The organism is Corynebacterium sp. HMSC063G05 (assembly GCF_001810555.1).
In the GTDB taxonomy this organism is placed as follows: Bacteria; Actinomycetota; Actinomycetes; order Mycobacteriales; family Mycobacteriaceae; genus Corynebacterium; species Corynebacterium jeikeium_D.
The window spans coordinates 33,893-49,549 of sequence record NZ_KV801860.1 but is presented as its reverse complement, the minus strand read 5'-3'; the positions used below and the strand labels follow the sequence as shown (position 1 = coordinate 49,549).

15 protein-coding genes are annotated in these 15,657 nt (G+C 59.4%); 8 read left to right on the top strand and 7 right to left on the bottom strand.

The genetic code is table 11. From position 1 onward, the window contains the following. Window positions 1-11: 11 nt before the first annotated feature. Together HMPREF2751_RS08040 and HMPREF2751_RS08035 are read left to right on the top strand one after the other, a co-directional pair. Entirely contained in the window at window positions 12-1,427 is a 1,416-nt protein-coding gene (locus tag HMPREF2751_RS08040; protein ID WP_070595823.1) for a M20 metallopeptidase family protein, read from the top strand. A 4-nt stretch (window positions 1,428-1,431) separates the two neighbouring features. Next, entirely contained in the window at window positions 1,432-2,775 is a 1,344-nt protein-coding gene (locus HMPREF2751_RS08035) for an alpha-amylase family protein (protein WP_070595822.1), read from the top strand. Between the two features lie 168 nt (window positions 2,776-2,943). Here HMPREF2751_RS08035 and HMPREF2751_RS08030 read toward each other — a convergent pair whose 3' ends face one another. Beyond that, window positions 2,944-3,141 carry a hypothetical protein gene (locus HMPREF2751_RS08030; protein WP_038628285.1) on the bottom strand — a complete coding sequence of 66 codons (198 nt, stop codon included), beginning with the start codon at window positions 3,139-3,141 and terminating at the stop codon, window positions 2,944-2,946. Between the two features lie 88 nt (window positions 3,142-3,229). Beyond that, window positions 3,230-5,281 (bottom strand): DUF2339 domain-containing protein, encoded by a 2,052-nt coding sequence (locus HMPREF2751_RS08025; RefSeq protein ID WP_070595821.1) that lies wholly within the window; start codon window positions 5,279-5,281, stop codon window positions 3,230-3,232. A 157-nt stretch (window positions 5,282-5,438) separates the two neighbouring features. Here HMPREF2751_RS08025 and HMPREF2751_RS08020 point away from each other — a divergent pair, with 157 nt between their 5' ends. From HMPREF2751_RS08020 to HMPREF2751_RS07995, 6 genes are all read left to right on the top strand, one after another. Continuing rightward, window positions 5,439-6,047: an ECF transporter S component gene (locus tag HMPREF2751_RS08020; RefSeq protein ID WP_049189346.1), complete on the top strand. Its 609-nt coding sequence runs from the start codon at window positions 5,439-5,441 to the stop codon at window positions 6,045-6,047. A gap of 8 nt (window positions 6,048-6,055) precedes the next feature. Beyond that, window positions 6,056-7,672: an ABC transporter ATP-binding protein gene (locus HMPREF2751_RS08015; RefSeq protein WP_070595820.1), complete on the top strand. Its 1,617-nt coding sequence runs from the start codon at window positions 6,056-6,058 to the stop codon at window positions 7,670-7,672. Then, window positions 7,669-8,487 (top strand): energy-coupling factor transporter transmembrane component T family protein, encoded by an 819-nt coding sequence (locus HMPREF2751_RS08010; protein WP_070566834.1) that lies wholly within the window; start codon window positions 7,669-7,671, stop codon window positions 8,485-8,487. Before HMPREF2751_RS08015 ends, HMPREF2751_RS08010 begins: the two co-directional genes overlap by 4 nt. A 19-nt stretch (window positions 8,488-8,506) precedes the next feature. Next, window positions 8,507-9,022, top strand: coding sequence for a nucleoside/nucleotide kinase family protein (locus tag HMPREF2751_RS08005; protein ID WP_070566832.1), 516 nt, complete (start codon window positions 8,507-8,509; stop codon window positions 9,020-9,022). Next, the gene (locus HMPREF2751_RS08000) at window positions 9,022-9,867 is read left to right on the top strand and encodes a YdcF family protein (protein WP_070595819.1); all 846 of its coding nucleotides are present in this window, start codon (window positions 9,022-9,024) and stop codon (window positions 9,865-9,867) included. The genes HMPREF2751_RS08005 and HMPREF2751_RS08000 overlap by 1 nt, the downstream gene beginning before the upstream one ends. A 107-nt stretch (window positions 9,868-9,974) precedes the next feature. Continuing rightward, window positions 9,975-11,159 (top strand): acyl-CoA dehydrogenase family protein, encoded by a 1,185-nt coding sequence (locus HMPREF2751_RS07995; protein WP_016422383.1) that lies wholly within the window; start codon window positions 9,975-9,977, stop codon window positions 11,157-11,159. Window positions 11,160-11,574: 415 nt separating this feature from the next. Here the strand turns inward: HMPREF2751_RS07995 and HMPREF2751_RS07990 are convergent, their stop codons facing one another. The 5 genes from HMPREF2751_RS07990 to HMPREF2751_RS07970 form a co-directional block, all read right to left on the bottom strand. Beyond that, window positions 11,575-12,807, bottom strand: a complete 1,233-nt coding sequence (locus HMPREF2751_RS07990) for an amidohydrolase (protein ID WP_070595818.1) — start codon at window positions 12,805-12,807, stop codon at window positions 11,575-11,577. An 82-nt stretch (window positions 12,808-12,889) separates the two neighbouring features. Continuing rightward, entirely contained in the window at window positions 12,890-13,387 is a 498-nt protein-coding gene (locus HMPREF2751_RS07985; RefSeq protein WP_069358859.1) for a hypothetical protein, read from the bottom strand. A gap of 107 nt (window positions 13,388-13,494) precedes the next feature. Continuing rightward, complete coding sequence (locus HMPREF2751_RS07980; RefSeq protein WP_069358858.1) at window positions 13,495-14,106, bottom strand: suppressor of fused domain protein; 612 nt, start codon at window positions 14,104-14,106, stop codon at window positions 13,495-13,497. A gap of 29 nt (window positions 14,107-14,135) precedes the next feature. After that, window positions 14,136-14,780: a ribonuclease FAU-1 family protein gene (locus tag HMPREF2751_RS07975; RefSeq protein WP_070595817.1), complete on the bottom strand. Its 645-nt coding sequence runs from the start codon at window positions 14,778-14,780 to the stop codon at window positions 14,136-14,138. A 96-nt stretch (window positions 14,781-14,876) separates the two neighbouring features. Further along, window positions 14,877-15,569: an Rv1157c family protein gene (locus HMPREF2751_RS07970; RefSeq protein WP_016422388.1), complete on the bottom strand. Its 693-nt coding sequence runs from the start codon at window positions 15,567-15,569 to the stop codon at window positions 14,877-14,879. Between the last annotated feature and the right edge of the window lie 88 nt (window positions 15,570-15,657).

Below are 15,657 nucleotides of genomic sequence, written 5' to 3'. Positions count from 1 at the left end.
TGCTATGAACCATGAGTGATGCTAACGACACCCTGCCGTCGCACCGCCTTGAAGTACCCATCGAAGAGGCGGTGGCATGGCGTCGCCAACTGCACCAGAATCCGGAGCTGAGCTTCCGGGAGTACCGGACCTCGGACATGATTGAGGATCTGCTCAATCAATGGGACATCCCGACCTACCGGTTGACCCCGACGTCCGTAATTGGCGTCATCGAGGGCACAGCAGGCGACCCCAGCACGGGCCGTGTGATCGGCTACCGCGCGGATATTGACGCGCTGCCGATTCAGGAGGAAACGGGACTGCCGTACGCCTCGCGCACGCCGGGTGTGATGCACGCCTGTGGTCATGATGTTCACACGGCGATGCTGCTGGGCACTGCGAAGGTGCTTTCCGGAATGCGCGATCAGCTGCACGGCAAGGTGCTGTGCATCTTCCAGCACGCCGAAGAAATGCTGCCGGGCGGGGCTCGTGAGCTGGTCGACAAGGGTGCCGCCGATGACTTAGATGAGGTCTATGCCTTCCACGTCGCGCCGCATCCGGTGGGGCATGTTGGGATTTGCGCCGGGCGAGTGACGACTATGTCGGGCATCGTCTCCATCGCGATTCGTGGCCGTGGCGGACACTCCTCGAACCCGCAGCTGTCGATTGACCCGGTGCTCATCGCCAGCGAGGCGACTCTCATGCTGAACACGATTGTCTCCCGCGATGTGGATCCGAAGCACATGAACATTGTCAATGTCGGCTCACTGCATTCAGGTGAGGCCGGCAACGTGATTCCGGATACGGCCAACCTGGAAGTGTCCATCCGCTCGGTGGATGAGGCCGACTGGGAGATTGTCTGCCAGCGTATCGAGGCCGTCGTCAACGGCGTCTGCCAGGCTCACGGTGCACAGGCGACTTTCGACTGGCAGATTCCGTACCCGATGGTGGTCAACGCCGACATTGCGGTCAATCGTGCGTGGCATGCGGCGACGAAGGCGGTTGGCAAGTCCAAGGTGTTCGCTGCCGATCCGTGGGCTCCTTCGGATGATTTCTCGTATTTTTCCCGTGAAGCGCCGGGCTGTTACATGTTCCTCGGCACCGGTGGCCCGGAAGCGGGTAATCCCTTCTTTCTTCACAACTCCAAGTTTAAAATTGTGGAGAGAGCCATGGTCAGCGGCATGCGCACGGAAATCCAAATCGCGCTGGATGCACTGAACCCGTCGAAGAGCCAACCGCCGGAGCGTCCTGTCGCATCTCCGACCATGCCCGCAGCAGGTTCCGTGCCTCCACGGCCGCGGAATGCAGGCCTTGGCACGCCGAAGTCGCATGCGGGTCAGGCGCGGGCGTCGTCAAGCGAATCGGCGGGGGAGACCTCACCGACCTCTGAGGCTGCGGCGGCACCAGATAATTCCAATCAGCCTCAGGCACCTAGAGAGGATGCATAGGACAATGTCCACTACCCCCAACGCCCCTGATAAGACGCTCGCTGGCGCCGCACCTGAGTGGACGAAGTGGGCGATTGGATGGCACGTCTATCCACTGGGGTTTGTGGGAGCGCCCATCCGTGAGAAGGATCGAGGCGCCGCGCCGGTCAATCGAATTCGCAAACTGATTGACTGGCTTCCGTACGTCCAGGAGCTCGGGCTCAACGTCCTGCAGCTGGCGCCAGTATTCGAGTCGACTAGCCACGGCTACGATACCGAGGACTACTACCGCATCGACTCGCGCCTGGGCGCCGAAGAGGACATGAAGGCCGTCATCGAAGCTGCCCATGAGCGCGGCATCAAAGTGCTTTTCGACGGCGTCTTCAACCACATCGGGTCAGAGGCGCCCGCGCTGAAGACCGCGAAGGAAAACCCTGACTCTGAAGAAGCGCAGCTCTTTGCGTTTACGCACTCAGATGGCGACATGACCGCGCCAGTGTTTGAGGGACATGAGAGTTTGGTCGAATTCGATCACACCAGTGACGCGACTGTTGATTTTGTCGTGAACGTCATGAATTACTGGCTGGCGCGGGGGATTGATGGCTGGCGCCTGGATGCGGCCTACGCAGTGGATCCACAGTTCTGGCACAAGGTTTTGCCGCGAGTGCGTGCTGAGCACCCGCATGCTTTTATCTACGGGGAGGTCATCCACGGCGACTATGCGGAGATTGTGTCGGTGTCCGGCATGGACTCGGTGACGGAATACGAGCTGTGGAAAGCGACCTGGTCGGCGCTGAAGGAGGAAAACTTCTTCGAGTTGGACTGGACTCTGAAGCGCCATAACACCTTCGCGGAGTCTTTTGTGCCGGTGACGTTTGTGGGAAACCACGATGTTTCACGCATTGCGACACAGGTAGGGGCCGACAAGGCCGTGCTGGCGGCAACGGTGCTGTTTACCGTGGCCGGTGTGCCACTGGTCTACTACGGTGACGAACAGGGCTATACCGGTCTCAAAGAGGAACGCATCGGCGGTGACGACCAGGTCCGTCCAGTGTTCCCGGATAGCCCGGAGGAACTCTCTACGCTCGGCGAGGCTCTCTACCGTTCCTATCAGCAGCTCGTTGCGTTGCGCCGCCGATTCCCATGGCTGCACTCCGCTCGCGTGGAGACTGATGAATTGCGCAATGGTTTTCTTCGCTACCGCGTAATCGCGACCGATGCGGCGCTCGTGGACGATGCTGCCGGGGCCTCGGGTGAGGCTGGAGCTTCCGGCGAGATGCCCTCGCTCATTGTCGAGCTGAACCTGGAAAATGGCGCAACCAGCGCGGTAATCCGTGATGGTGACCACGTGGAATTTGAGTTTTCCTAAGCTCTCATCGTGGCTCTAGGCTGCCCCCAGAGAACCAAAACCGCCCGGACACCATGGCCGGGCGGTAATTCTTTCGTGCCCCATCGATGAGTGGGCACAAGGAGTAGTGACTGCGTTTCTGTTTGCTACCTACCCCGGTTTTCGCAGTTTCAATTAGTGAATCTGCAGTTACATCTCTGCGGTCTCAGCAGGAGTCATCTCGTCGGAGGGTGCCGGGGTGGTGGCCTTCTGCTCGAAGGTCTCCGACGGGTTGGCCTGGTCGCCGACCTTTACGTCCGAGTCAACCTCGTTCGGGGGAGAGCAAGCGACCAGGGCTGCTGCGGCAATGGCGGATGCGGCGATAGCGCCGGCGATGCGGTTACGCATGGATGTGGCTCCTCTGTCGGAAAAACAATAGCTACAAGGGCTAATGAACTTTTCTCACATTATCTTAAAGCAATATCTTAGAGGATTCTTAACGGCTTGCGGGAACCAAGGGGCCAATCGCCCCCGCGCCGATGCATAGCGTTGCCCCCGGAGTCGCTTTTTCCACATCGACACGGAGAGTATTTCCGCCACCGTTGAGGTACGCATAGCGCGGCCGCAGATCGTTGTTCATCTTCACGACCGTGGAACCAGCGCGGGTTTGCTCTTCAGTCTCGAAAGGATTGGGTAGCGACAGGCGCACATCCATGCCCTCAGAGGCGGTGGCCGGGAACTCAAGCACCCAGTCACCGAGCTTGATGATGTTCTCAAGCTTGATGTCCTCCGACGCAGTGCCGTCCTCACCAACTGTGATGCGATGGCCACACTGCTCGACAGGGCCATCGGTGACCCGGGTGATCTCGGAGACCTTGGCGTCGATAAGCGAACCGTCGGTATTGAACATGCGCGGGTGACCGGTGACGCGCTCAAACGGCGGGCGATCGGAGACCGCATCAAACACCCGCGAGTACATGTTCATCGGAGCGGCGACGGGCACGAGAACTTCGAAGGGGACGGGCTGGTCGATGAGATTGTAGTCGATCGCCTTGTCGGGGCCAGCGGCATCGGCTTCCTCGCGCAGCGCGGACAGCGACGCCTTGGTGTTGCCGATCCACTCCATTGCGATGTCATCAGACCAGGCATTGCGGTAAGTGACCACGGAAATCGTGGAGGTGACAGCCAGCGCGATGCCCAGCGACCAAATCAGAATGTGCGTACGAGCCGGTAGCAGCGCTGGCGCCTCGTCCTTCGGTGGGAGTCCAGCCAGGGAGATCGCGACGCAGATTACGATCACGAGCGCGACATCAGAGTAGTAGTGCAAAGTGTGCGCCAGCACGCCAGAGGTGTTCTCTCCCGAGCGGAACAGGGTGATGGCGAACAAGGTGGTGAACATGTACGCCACCGATAGCGTCCACGGAGCCCAGCCACGGTAATCGCGGCCGATGAGGGTGGCGGACAGAATCAACAGGATAATGCCACCGAGAGTAATCAGCTGAGACGAAGCGGAGGCAAACGGCTGTCCCGGAGCCCAGCGTTCCCAGCTTGTTGGTCCGCCGATGATGCCGGCAAAAATCTGGCCGAGGCCGTTGAAGAACAGTTCGGGCTGCAGCTTGTCAGAAATGAAGCCGGTGGTTTCGGCGGGACCGAAGTAGTACCACAGTGCCCAGGCGCCGGTCAGCAGCATCGATGGGATCCAGATGACGAGGCCGCCGCGGAGAACCTGCAGGATATTTCTGCGCTCCATGTAAGCCAACGTGACGACAACCAGCATGGAGATCGGTGCGATAGCCAGGGACTTCTCAAAGAATCCCAGCGCCACTGCCAGCAGCACGAACAGGCCTACGGCTTCCCACGGGCGGGGGCCGAAGGAACGACGCATAGTGGTGCGAATGGCGACAATCATGAAGATCACGAATGCCAGGTGGAACGGCTGGGAATTGGCCGCGGCCGACCACCAGGTGTCGCCCGGAAGCATCAGCGGAGTCCAGGCGACGACCGTGATGAGGAAGAGCGATACCAGCGTACGGCCGGTGAGAAGCTCAAAGAGTTTAGCTGTGGCGTATGTCAGCACTACCGACATCACGGCCATGGTGATAGCCGGTAGCCACCAGTTCCACGGTGCGATGAGGTGATAGAGGCCTTGCACCAAGAAGGCCAGTGGTGCAAGGTGCCCGTCGTGATCCTGAAGCAGGTAGTCCTTGCTCAGCAGTGGGGTGTCGTAAAGATGGCCAACAATGATGAAGTCATCCCAGTAAAAACCATGGCTAGTCAGTACCAGAATGCGAGCGACAAGCTGTATCGCAATAACAACTCCGATGAGTGGCCACCATTGCTTCGCAGACAGGTCAAGTCGCTCGCCCCACGTCAATGTGGGCATGTAGTATGGGCGAGAACTCTCCTGCTCAGCGGTGTTGTCAGCACCAGGGTCCTCGGCAGTTTTCACTGCGGAATTCGCGGCTGTCCCCTCATCGCCGACTGGCGGCGTATGAGGGGTTTGGGCAGTTGGGGTATCTCCTGTAGATGACCGCTCGGCTTTAGTCATGGTTCCTTATGTTATCTAGGCCATCTGCTGGGCGCGGTAGGGTAGGCAAAAGTTAGTGCTTAGGGCGTGTCGACACAGGCTTCATACGCCGCTAATGAATACATCAATAATGTTTGAGCAATACCGCTCGAGTTAAAGAAAAATAGGAGCAAGTGGGATGACGCAATCGGCGAGTGCAGCGCGCGCTAACTTCTCGTGGCGCAATATTGACATCATCATTGCAGCTGTTATCGGCGTGGCCGTTGGCCTGATTTTTGTTATCTGGAACATCATCGGCGGTGCGGGCTATGAAGCAGTCAACGCGCTTACTCCTGGTCTTGGCGGTTTGGTCGCTGGTATGTGGTTCCTCGGTGGTCCGCTCGGCGCGTACATCATTCGCAAGCCGGGTGCAGCTATCTTCGTCGAGGTAATCGCGGCGACGGTTTCAGCACTGATCGGTAACCAGTGGGGTATCTCCACCCTGTACTCAGGTTTGGCGCAGGGGCTCGGTGCGGAGCTGGTGTTCCTCATTCTGGCGTATAAGAGCTACAACCTGGCCACCGTGGTTATCTCCGGTCTCATGGCAGGTGTCGGCGCATGGACTTTCGAGCTTTTCACTGGCAACCTGGCCAAGACTTTCGAATTCAACGTCATCTATCTGATCTCCACGGCGCTGTCGGGTGCCGTCCTCGCCGGTCTGCTGGCTTACTTCCTGGCTAAGGCACTGGCGGCAACTGGAGCGCTGGATCGTTTTGCCATCGGGCGAGAGCGGCACGACGACGTCTAGGAAAATCGATGACAGATGAGGCGTTGACGCGGGGGCCGTCGTCAAGCGGAAATGTCCCTGCGGTGAGCGCGCGGGGGTTCGGATATCGGCACGCGGGGCGCAAAGCTGCGGTACTGAACGACATCACGCTGGACATCGAGCGCGGTGAAAAGGTGCTGTTGCTCGGCGCGTCGGGGATGGGGAAGTCGACGCTGCTCGCCGCTATTGCTGGCGTGCTTGGCGACGACTCCGATGGCGAAGCCACCGGAAAGCTCCTGATTGAAGGTCGTACTCCTGCTTCCGCACGGGGCGCGGTGGGCTTGGTGCTGCAAGACCCTGACTCGCAGACGATTAGTGCTCGCGTTGGCGACGATGTCGCCTTTGGTGCGGAAAACCTGGGCGTTGCCCCGGCTGAGATTGGCAACCGAGTGCGCGCCAGCCTGGATTTGGTGGGGCTGGATTTGCCGCTGGATCATCCCACGCACAGGCTTTCGGGTGGGCAGAAGCAGCGCCTCGCATTGGCAGGTGTGCTGGCAATGGGCGCACGGGTCATTTGTTTGGACGAGCCGACGGCCAACATCGACCCGGCCGGTGTGCCGGTACTACGCGATGCTGCGATTACCGCGGCGGAGAGGACCGGTGCGGCACTGATTGTGGTCGAGCATCGAGTGGATGCGTGGGTCGATGTGGTCGACCGCATCATCGTGCTGGGCCGCGGAGGTGTGATTGCCGATGGTGCACCGCATCGGGTCTTGGAAGACTACGGGCAGGCTCTGACGGATGCTGGGGTGTGGATTCCGGGTGCTCCGCCCGCGCTGCCGGACGCGCGTTCAGTTGCCTGCGACCAGGACGGGCACCCTAGCGGTGACATCGCGATCGAAACCCGCGAGCTGGACATCGGCTATGGCGCGAAGAAGTCGTGGTTCAGGGGTGGCGAAGCTGTTGAGCCGATTGCTCGCGATGTGTCAGTTTCTATTCCATCTGAAGCTTCCACCTGCATCGTTGGTCGCAATGGCAGCGGGAAGTCCACGTTAGCGCTGACGCTCGGCGGCCTGCTTGAGCCGATGGCGGGCACGGTCCAAGTGGCAGGCAGCGGTAGTGCGCCGTGGAAATGGCCGTCGAAGAAGTTGGCTACTCGGATTGGCACGGTCTTCCAAGACCCCGAGCACCAATTCGTCACCGGCACAGTGCTGGAAGAGTTGCAGCTTGGCCCGAAGCTTGTCGGTGTCAACGCTGATAAGCGCATCGAGGAATTACTTGAGCGGCTGCGGCTAACGGCCCTGACCAAGGCGAATCCGTTCTCACTCTCGGGCGGTGAGAAGCGACGTCTGTCGGTGGCGACCATGCTGGCGACAGCACCGGATATTGTGCTTCTCGACGAACCGACGTTCGGCCAAGACCGCCGGACATTCACCGAGCTGCTCACTTTGCTTCGCCAACTTGCAGACGACGGCCGAACTGTTATTTCGATTACCCACGATCCGTTGGTGGTCCAAGCGATGGGGGACTACGTCGTCGACATGGATGCGTTTCATCCGGAGCGGTCAGGCCGTGCGGCACCGGGACAGCGTGGTTCGGGGGAGCAGGCCGGTCCGAGCAGCAGTAAAGGTTCGCGCGGCCAGGGTGAAGCAGGAGGGACATCGTGACTGAAGTCGGTTCCGCCGGTACGGCTGAAGGTACGCAGAGCGCCGAGCAGAGTAAGCAGCCTTTCCTCGCGACGGTCAACCCGGTAGCGAGAGTACTGGGCCTGTTCTTGCTCACCACACCGCTGCTGATTTCCATCGACTGGGTCTCCGCAGTGGTCGCGCTTGTCTGCACGCTTTTCTTGGTGCCGCTGTCGGGTTTGGGTTTTCGTCGTTTTCTAGGACGCAGCCTGCCACTTCTTATCGCCGCGCCCATCTCTGGAATCTCGATGGCGCTCTACGGCAACCCGGAGGGCAAAGAGTATTTCTCCTTCCTGCTTGCGCATGTGACGGATAATTCTATTTCCCTGGCCATCGCGATTATGTTGCGTGTGCTGGCTATCGGTACTCCAGTTGTCGTGTTGACAGCCAATATCGACCCCACCGATCTGGGCAATGGGCTGGCGCAGATTCTCAAGCTGCCCAGCCGGTTTGTGCTGGCAACGGTGGCGAGTTTGCGGCTCGTCGGCCTATTCATCAGCGATTGGCAGGCGCTGACCCGAGCCCGTCGAGCACGCGGTTTGGGTGACCACGGCGCAATCCGCCGCACTATTTCCCAGGTGTTCGCTCTGCTGGTGTTTGCGCTGCGCCGCGGAACCAAACTGGCTACGGCCATGGAAGCCCGCGGCTTTGGCGCACCGATTAAGCGTACGTGGTGGCACACCTCGACATTGGCCACGCGTGACTATGCCACCATGGCCGCCTGCCTTGCCATCGCCGTCGCAGCAATCAGTATTTCCGTGTGGGCCGGGGAGTTCCGCTTCCTGGGCGTAGCGTAGCAAAGGTGTTTCGATCACGATGATTCTGCTTATCGACGGCCGTTCCGGCAGTGGCAAAACCACCCTTTCGGCAAAGTTGCACAGTATCCTCGGTTGGCCAGTTATCCACTTGGAGGATGTATATCCGGGCTGGTCCGGTCTGCAGAAAGCATCGGCCGCAGTTGCGGAGACCATTTTGAACCCCGCTCTACCGGCCGATGAGCGCGGGTATCGCCGGTGGGACTGGTACGCCAGTGAATTCGCCGAGTGGGTCCCCACGCCACCGGACTCCTCGCTCATCGTCGAAGGCTGCGGCGCTGTCACTGAAGCTAACCTTGCCGCTGCCCGCGCCATCGGCGACGGCAACGCCTGGGGAGTCTGGGTAGAGCTGGACACACAGACTCGATTTGCCCGTGCCATGGCTCGCGACGACCACTTCGAGGAACACTGGGACATGTGGGCCGAGCAGGAATCCCAGCATATGGCGAAGCACAATCCGCAACAGCTCGTCGACTGGACCATCAACGTCCCAGAACAGTTAACGTGGAAGCTCTGATGAGAAAAACACTCGCGTGCCTCGGTGCAGGCTTCGGTTCCATGCTCCTCGTCGGCGGACTACGCGTCGCCGCTAATTCGGAGCTACGCCCACCACGCCTGCCCAATCGCAGACCTCCGCGGTGGGTTCTTCCCACAGTAGGTGCCGCGTGGACACTGGCCAGCTGCCGCGCCTACTACGCTCGCGCATCGCATCGCTTGACGACGCCCCTGCTCGCCGGCCTCGCAGTACCAGGAGCCGCAGCGATCGTTTTCGAGGCCGTTCGCCTTCGATGTGCAGCCCAAAAACCAACTCTGCCGCCACACACCGTGGTTGTACTGGGATGCGGATTGAAGAACAATCGGCCCTCGGCCCTGCTGGCCAGAAGATTACAGCGAGCAGTCTCAGCGTGTGATGAGCGTACCGAGCGAATCATCTGCTCCGGTGGGGTCGGCAGTGAAGCGGTGACAGATGCCACCTGCTCCGAAGCGGACGCCATGGTGGAGTGGTTGGAGGCGAACGCTGGGGACGTCGTAAAGCGCGGCGACATCGAGTTGATCCCCGAGGACCAATCGACGAATACGTCGGAAAACATTGACTATGCGTGCGAATTGATGCGCGGCATGGACGGTGCGTTGAGCGCTGGAACGGTTGTTGTGACCAGTGATTTTCATGCGCCACGGGTAGCGAAGCTCATGCGCGAACGGGGGCTGGAACCCTGGTGTGTCGTCGGCGCCTATACGCCGTTGAGGTACTGGGCGACATCGCTGCTGCGGGAATTCCTCGCGCAGTTTATTCTGTGGGCGCCGAGCGGCAACGCGAGAATTTTACGAATTTCGCGGGTAGCGCGAAGCGTTAGCCACTAGTATCGAACGAAGATAAATACGTCGTGCGGTGATAGTGCTGCGTAGAAATGCGTAGAGCGCGATATCGAACACGACATCGGAATCATTAAATCGGGAGGAACACCCACATGGCTTTGACCCCAGGATTCGACCTGTTCCAGCTGCCAGAGGAGCACCAGGAGCTCCGCGCCGTTATCCGTGATCTGGCGGAGAAGCAGATTGCTCCGTACGCAGCGGACGTCGATGAGAACGAGCGTTTCCCGGAGGAGGCCCTGAAGGCTCTCAACGAGGCCGGCTTCAACGCCGTCCACGTGCCGGAGCAGTTCGGTGGCCAGGGTGCGGACTCGGTTGCGGCCTGCATTGTCATTGAGGAAGTTGCTCGTGTCTGTGGCTCGGCTTCTCTTATCCCGGCTGTGAACAAGCTGGGCACCATGGGCTTGATCCTCAAGGGCTCCGACGAGCTGAAGAGCAAGGTCCTGCCGGACATCGCCAACGGTGAAATGGCTTCCTACGCACTGACTGAGCGTGAGGCCGGTTCGGATGCCGGTTCCATGAAGACCCGCGCGGTCCGTGAGGGCGATGAGTGGGTCCTCAACGGCTCCAAGTGCTTCATCACTAACGGTGGCCGCTCCACCTGGTACACCGTCATGGCTGTCACCGACCCGGAGAAGGGTGCCAACGGCATCTCTGCATTCATGGTCCACAAGGACGACGAGGGTTTCCGCGTCGGTGGCCTGGAGCACAAGCTGGGTATCAAGGGTTCCCCGACCGCGGAGCTGTACTTCGAAAACTGCCGCATCCCGGCTGACCGCATCATCGGCGAAGAGGGCACCGGTTTCAAGACTGCCCTGGAGACCCTGGACCACACCCGCCCGACTATTGGTGCACAGGCACTGGGCATCGCGCAGGGTGCATACGACTACGCTGTTGGTTACGTGCAGGAGCGCCAGCAGTTCGGCAAGCCGATCGCTGCTTTCCAGAACACCCAGTTCATGCTGGCTGACATGCGTATGAAGATTGACGCTGCTCGTCTCATGGTCTACACCGCAGCCGCTAACGCTGAGCGTGGCACTGCTGAGGGCGGCGCTCGCCTGGGTCTGATGGCCGCAAACGCCAAGACCTTCGCCTCTGACGTTGCTATGCAGGTCACCACCGATGCCGTGCAGCTGCTCGGCGGTTACGGCTTCACCCGTGACTTCCCGGTTGAGCGCATGATGCGTGACGCCAAGATCACCCAGATCTACGAGGGCACCAACCAGATTTGCCGCATGGTCGCAGGTCGCCAGATTCTCGCAGACGCACAGAAGCGCTAATCACCAGCGCAAACTCTAAGCCCTCGCTGAAATGGCGGGGGCTTTTTCATGCTGCCACATCACTCAGAATTTGTCTCTTAACCCCAACGCGCGCTAGTGACTGCGTTTATGGTCGGCGGCGGTGGGGCGATGCGAGTTACTGACTGCGTTTATGACAGAAATGGCCCGAAAAACGGCTTCAAAGTGTCATAAACTCACACAGTTTCACATTTGCAGCCCGTAAATTTTGCGTTAAGTAGCAAGAAGCGTGTCCAATCGGCGTGCACCGGGGTCTACTTTTCTCTTAACCCCCGGTTTTTCGGCCGTCCCGCACGAGCACCGCACGAGTCCGGCACTCCAGCCCCGCACGAGTCCGGCACTACACCATCCACCAGCTCGCCTGCAGCCGCACGCATCAGCCTCGCTAATCACACCCTCATTTCGCCAACCAAGCACAGGCAGCTACAACGATTGCTTCTGCGCCCCGGTCAAGAGTGGGTTGGAGGTCAGGGGCAAAAGCTGGGTTGTGGTTGCCAACAGCGCTGCTCTCATCCGCGAAGCCGCCGAGCCCCCAGTACGTATATGGCACGCCAAGCGCATCGGGGATGATTGAGAAATCTTCAGAGGCGGGCACTGCGTCCAAGTCGGAGACTTCATCACCGAAGTACGCGTCGAATGCCTCGCGCACAGTATTCGTGGCGTCCCCGTCATTGTTCGTGAGGGGATAGCGGTCGTAGTAAGTGAACTGCGGGTCTTGAGGGCTGCGGGCAGCAACGCACTCTGCTCGTACAATGCGCTCGATTGCCTCTTTGAGGTGTTCGGTCACGGCGCTGTTGTAGGCACGAGTGTTGATGAGCAGCTCTGCGGAGTCAGGGATGATGTTGGACTTAGTTCCCGCCTGAATCGCGCCAACGGTCACCACTGCGGTCTCGGTGGCTGCTACCTCACGCGAGACAATCGTCTGAAGGCGCATCACAATGGTGGATGCCAAGACAACGGGATCGACAGTGAGCTCCGGCATGGATCCATGGGAGCCATTACCGTGCACAGTGACTTTGACCGAGAATGCAGAGGAGAGAACTGGCCCGCGGCGAGTGCCCACATAGCCGCCGGGCAAGCTAGCTAGTACGTGTTGACCGAGATAAACATCGGGACGCGGAATAGCCTTCTCCAGATCTGCCGCCAGCATTGCGCGTGCACCTTCGGCGGTTTCTTCAGCGGGTTGGAAGATACCGATGAATGTGCCAGACCACTGATCAAGGTTTTCGTTGAAAGCCTGCAGCGCTGTGAGCAAAGACATCAGGTGGAAGTCGTGGCCACAAGCGTGGGCGACGGGGACCTCTGTGCCGGTCTTTTCATCAATCTGCGTTGCCGTGGAGGCGTAATCTTTGCCGGAAGTCTCCTTCACCGGTAGCGCATCAATGTCTGCGCGCATAGCCACAATCGGCCCGGCACCGTTCTCAATAATGGCAACGACGCCGGTGCCTCCGACGCGATGTGTGGAAATACCCGAAGATTCGAGCTCCTGAATAATCCGGTCCGCAGTGCTGTGCTCCTGCATGGAAAGCTCAGGGTGCTGGTGGAAATACTTGTACAGTTCCTCGCGCTGGGACTGGGTGGACGCGAGACCATTCAGAATCTTTCTGGCGCTCTCAGTATTAGTGCGCATACCTAAAATGTACGCCGACCTAAAGCGGACGGTGGAGGCCCTGGAAGGCATCCCCGTCCCGCCCCAAACCTCTAAGAGCTGCCTACGTCGTCACAAAGAACTTCTGGTTACGCTCGCCGCGGTAGGACTGGGCGGTTGCAGTTGCGGCGATGATAGAGGCAACGATCAGCAGGCCAGCTGTAATCAAACCGAGCACCGACGAGTCTCCGGAGCGTACCTGGGAAATCGTTCCGACCAGCGTCATTGATGCATTAATGACAAAAACTGCCGCCGCCACGGACAGCACCGTGCGCGCTGCAGTCGATCCTTCAAGGAGTTTGCCGGCAAGCCACCAGCACGCAATCGCCGTTGCCGTCTGCGCGATAATCGCGAACGCGAAGCTCACGGCCAAGCTGGTCTGCGCAGCAGAAACCTCGATGTTGTTGGCCTTTGCCGCTTCCGTAACAGTCGCGTCCCATTTCAATAGGGAACTGACCACGGTGAGGATTAGCGCTGGGACGTAAACATATACCGCGAGCCGCCACCACCTAAAGGACTGCGCCGCATGGAAAGGAACGTCTTTAGCCGAATTGACTGCCATAATTCCATACTCTAAACCACGCTGTCGCGGCGCGAAACGTCACTGCTAGGTTGAACTTATCGCTTGCCGACGAGCAGATAACCGGCAACCACCACAAAAGCTAACTTTTATACAGCGCTGGTGCGGTGCGGGTCGGTGAAGTCGACACCTTGGGTTTCCCACACGCGACGCAGTTCGTCAACGCCCTTAGCGCGAGCAAGGGCAAATTCGTTGGTCGTGGCGGGGACCGGCTGGAAGATTGTGACTTCGGTTTCCTCTATCGCGACCGGCGGGATTTCTGCCTTGAGCAGCACAAAACCGGTGAAGCGCGACTGATCCCACAGTGGCTGGCCGAAGTCGATTAGTGCCCCCTCGGTGAGGATGAGGCCTTCGATGCTTGGGGAAGCGGCAAGAATACCCAGCGGGCGGATGACTTCGTCCAGTCCACCACGAATAGGCAAGATGAGCTCGGCGCGCGGGCCAGAGTTGGTGTCCACCACCATTGCGGACGGATCCTGCATCGCCTCGGCACTGCAGCCGAGTGTTGCATAGGTGACAATCCGGTCTGTGTCAGGTCCGAAGCGCAGCATCTTCAGTGGCGCAGAGCCAAGGAAGGTCAGCTGGGCTTCGCCGGGTTTGGACTCTTCAAAGTAGGAGGTAAATGCTGCTCGGACGGCTTTGATGATCGCATTGCTATCAGGGCCGGCGGGAGGAATGGGGCCGGTTAAGTTATCGAACACGGGCGGTACTCCTTGTTGAGGTGGTCATTCTAGGTTGCGGGCGAAAGCTCAACAGCATCAGCCCACGTCGCATCGAGGTTCAAAGTCTGCATCCACGTATCAATGTTGTCACCGTGTGCAGCGATTGCGGCGCGTGCAGTCAGCGTGGTCTCGATAGCGAATTCGGTGAGTTCATCGCTAATCAGCCCTTGAGTGTGGGCCGCGACGAGCTCGTCGACATCTTCAACGCGAATCTGTGTGGTCGCATCGACAGGTAGGGGAGCTATGGCCTCAGGGTCGGTCGGTGCCTGCAGGATGTCGAGATACAAATCGGTCATACGCCAGCACTGCGGATCAGTGCGGTCGATGCTGACAATATCGACGTAGCGTTGGTGTTCCACCTTCACGCCCGGGCGGAAGTGATAAATGCTGATGCGCAACCCTTCGTCGGCAAGCAGGAATGACTCTAGATATCCAAACTTTGGATGATCCATCCCACGGCGCATATAAAGGCGGCTGGGTGTGAGAGTTCGGAACTCATCGACATTGCGCTGAAAGCCCTTGGGGTCGGTGTTGACCATTTCACGTAGGTCAAAGGTCTCGACTTTCGGAGGATGTGTGTCCTGACTCGAGCGAATTGGGGAGAGTGCAGGAGCTGCCGCGGTCGAAGCCGAAGTGGCCGGTGAAGTGGACATGCGAATACCTTAACGTGTAGGGGTTGCCTTTTTGGGCATAGAAAAGCCCTTTCTGCATACGTGATGCAAAAAGGGCTAGGGGAGAACTAGAAAAACTTAGTTCAGGCCGACCGGGAAGACACCGGCGGTCGGGGTGTAGCTGCAGTTGGTCGGACCAGGCTCTTCCTGAGTGGTGATACCGCCCTGCATGACAGCGATGACCACGCCCTTGCCCGTGTCAGCGGTGCCGTTGACAGCGCCCGGGCCCTCCTCGGCGTTGATGCCGTTGTTCTCCAGGGTGGTCTTGCCGTACTTGCCGTTAGCAACGTTGACCCAGTAGACATTCATCTCTGTGTCCTGCTGCTTAGCCAGCTGCTTGGTGCCCAGGCCAGTGAAAATGAAGCCAAGCTGGTTTTCTGGAACACCTGGCAGAGGCAGGTCTGCCGGGCCCGGAACGGTAGTGGCCAGGCCGAAGGAACGACCTTCGCCGCCGATGCACTTGTCGGCAACAGTAGGCAGCAGGAACTGGTTGGTCTTCGGGGCACCTTCCGGAACCTTGAAGCCCGGCTCGCCCTCGCCCTCACCAGTCAGGAAGTCAATTCCCTTGTTCAGTGCGCTGGAAATTTCCTCAGGAACGCCTGGGGAGTTAATGATGTCGCGCGCGTTGCCGTAGAGATTCGGCGAAGCGATGTTCAGGGAGTCCAGCGACGGGGAAGCAGAAGCGGCGGGAGTCATGCCCGCAGTGAGAATTGCAGCTGCACCCAAGGTCGCTGCGGCACGGCGCAGGAAAGAGCGTCCAGTCGAAACCACGGTGAAGAACCTCTCATTCGTGGGCTATTGGAGTCGGAATCAAAATTTCGGAATCGTTGCTCATCTTAGAACGACTCCAACGGGAATT

Excerpts from the sequence above, each read along its gene's own strand:
- HMPREF2751_RS08040 (WP_070595823.1), top strand. The coding sequence starts at position 12 with ATGAGTGATGCTAACGACACCCTGCCGTCGCACCGCCTTGAAGTACCC.
- HMPREF2751_RS08035 (WP_070595822.1), top strand. The coding sequence starts at position 1,432 with ATGTCCACTACCCCCAACGCCCCTGATAAGACGCTCGCTGGCGCCGCA.
- HMPREF2751_RS08030 (WP_038628285.1), bottom strand. The coding sequence starts at position 3,141 with ATGCGTAACCGCATCGCCGGCGCTATCGCCGCATCCGCCATTGCCGCA.
- HMPREF2751_RS08025 (WP_070595821.1), bottom strand. The coding sequence starts at position 5,281 with ATGACTAAAGCCGAGCGGTCATCTACAGGAGATACCCCAACTGCCCAA.
- HMPREF2751_RS08020 (WP_049189346.1), top strand. The coding sequence starts at position 5,439 with ATGACGCAATCGGCGAGTGCAGCGCGCGCTAACTTCTCGTGGCGCAAT.
- HMPREF2751_RS08015 (WP_070595820.1), top strand. The coding sequence starts at position 6,056 with ATGACAGATGAGGCGTTGACGCGGGGGCCGTCGTCAAGCGGAAATGTC.
- HMPREF2751_RS08005 (WP_070566832.1), top strand. The coding sequence starts at position 8,507 with ATGATTCTGCTTATCGACGGCCGTTCCGGCAGTGGCAAAACCACCCTT.
- HMPREF2751_RS08000 (WP_070595819.1), top strand. The coding sequence starts at position 9,022 with ATGAGAAAAACACTCGCGTGCCTCGGTGCAGGCTTCGGTTCCATGCTC.
- HMPREF2751_RS07995 (WP_016422383.1), top strand. The coding sequence starts at position 9,975 with ATGGCTTTGACCCCAGGATTCGACCTGTTCCAGCTGCCAGAGGAGCAC.
- HMPREF2751_RS07990 (WP_070595818.1), bottom strand. The coding sequence starts at position 12,807 with ATGCGCACTAATACTGAGAGCGCCAGAAAGATTCTGAATGGTCTCGCG.
- HMPREF2751_RS07985 (WP_069358859.1), bottom strand. The coding sequence starts at position 13,387 with ATGGCAGTCAATTCGGCTAAAGACGTTCCTTTCCATGCGGCGCAGTCC.
- HMPREF2751_RS07975 (WP_070595817.1), bottom strand. The coding sequence starts at position 14,780 with ATGTCCACTTCACCGGCCACTTCGGCTTCGACCGCGGCAGCTCCTGCA.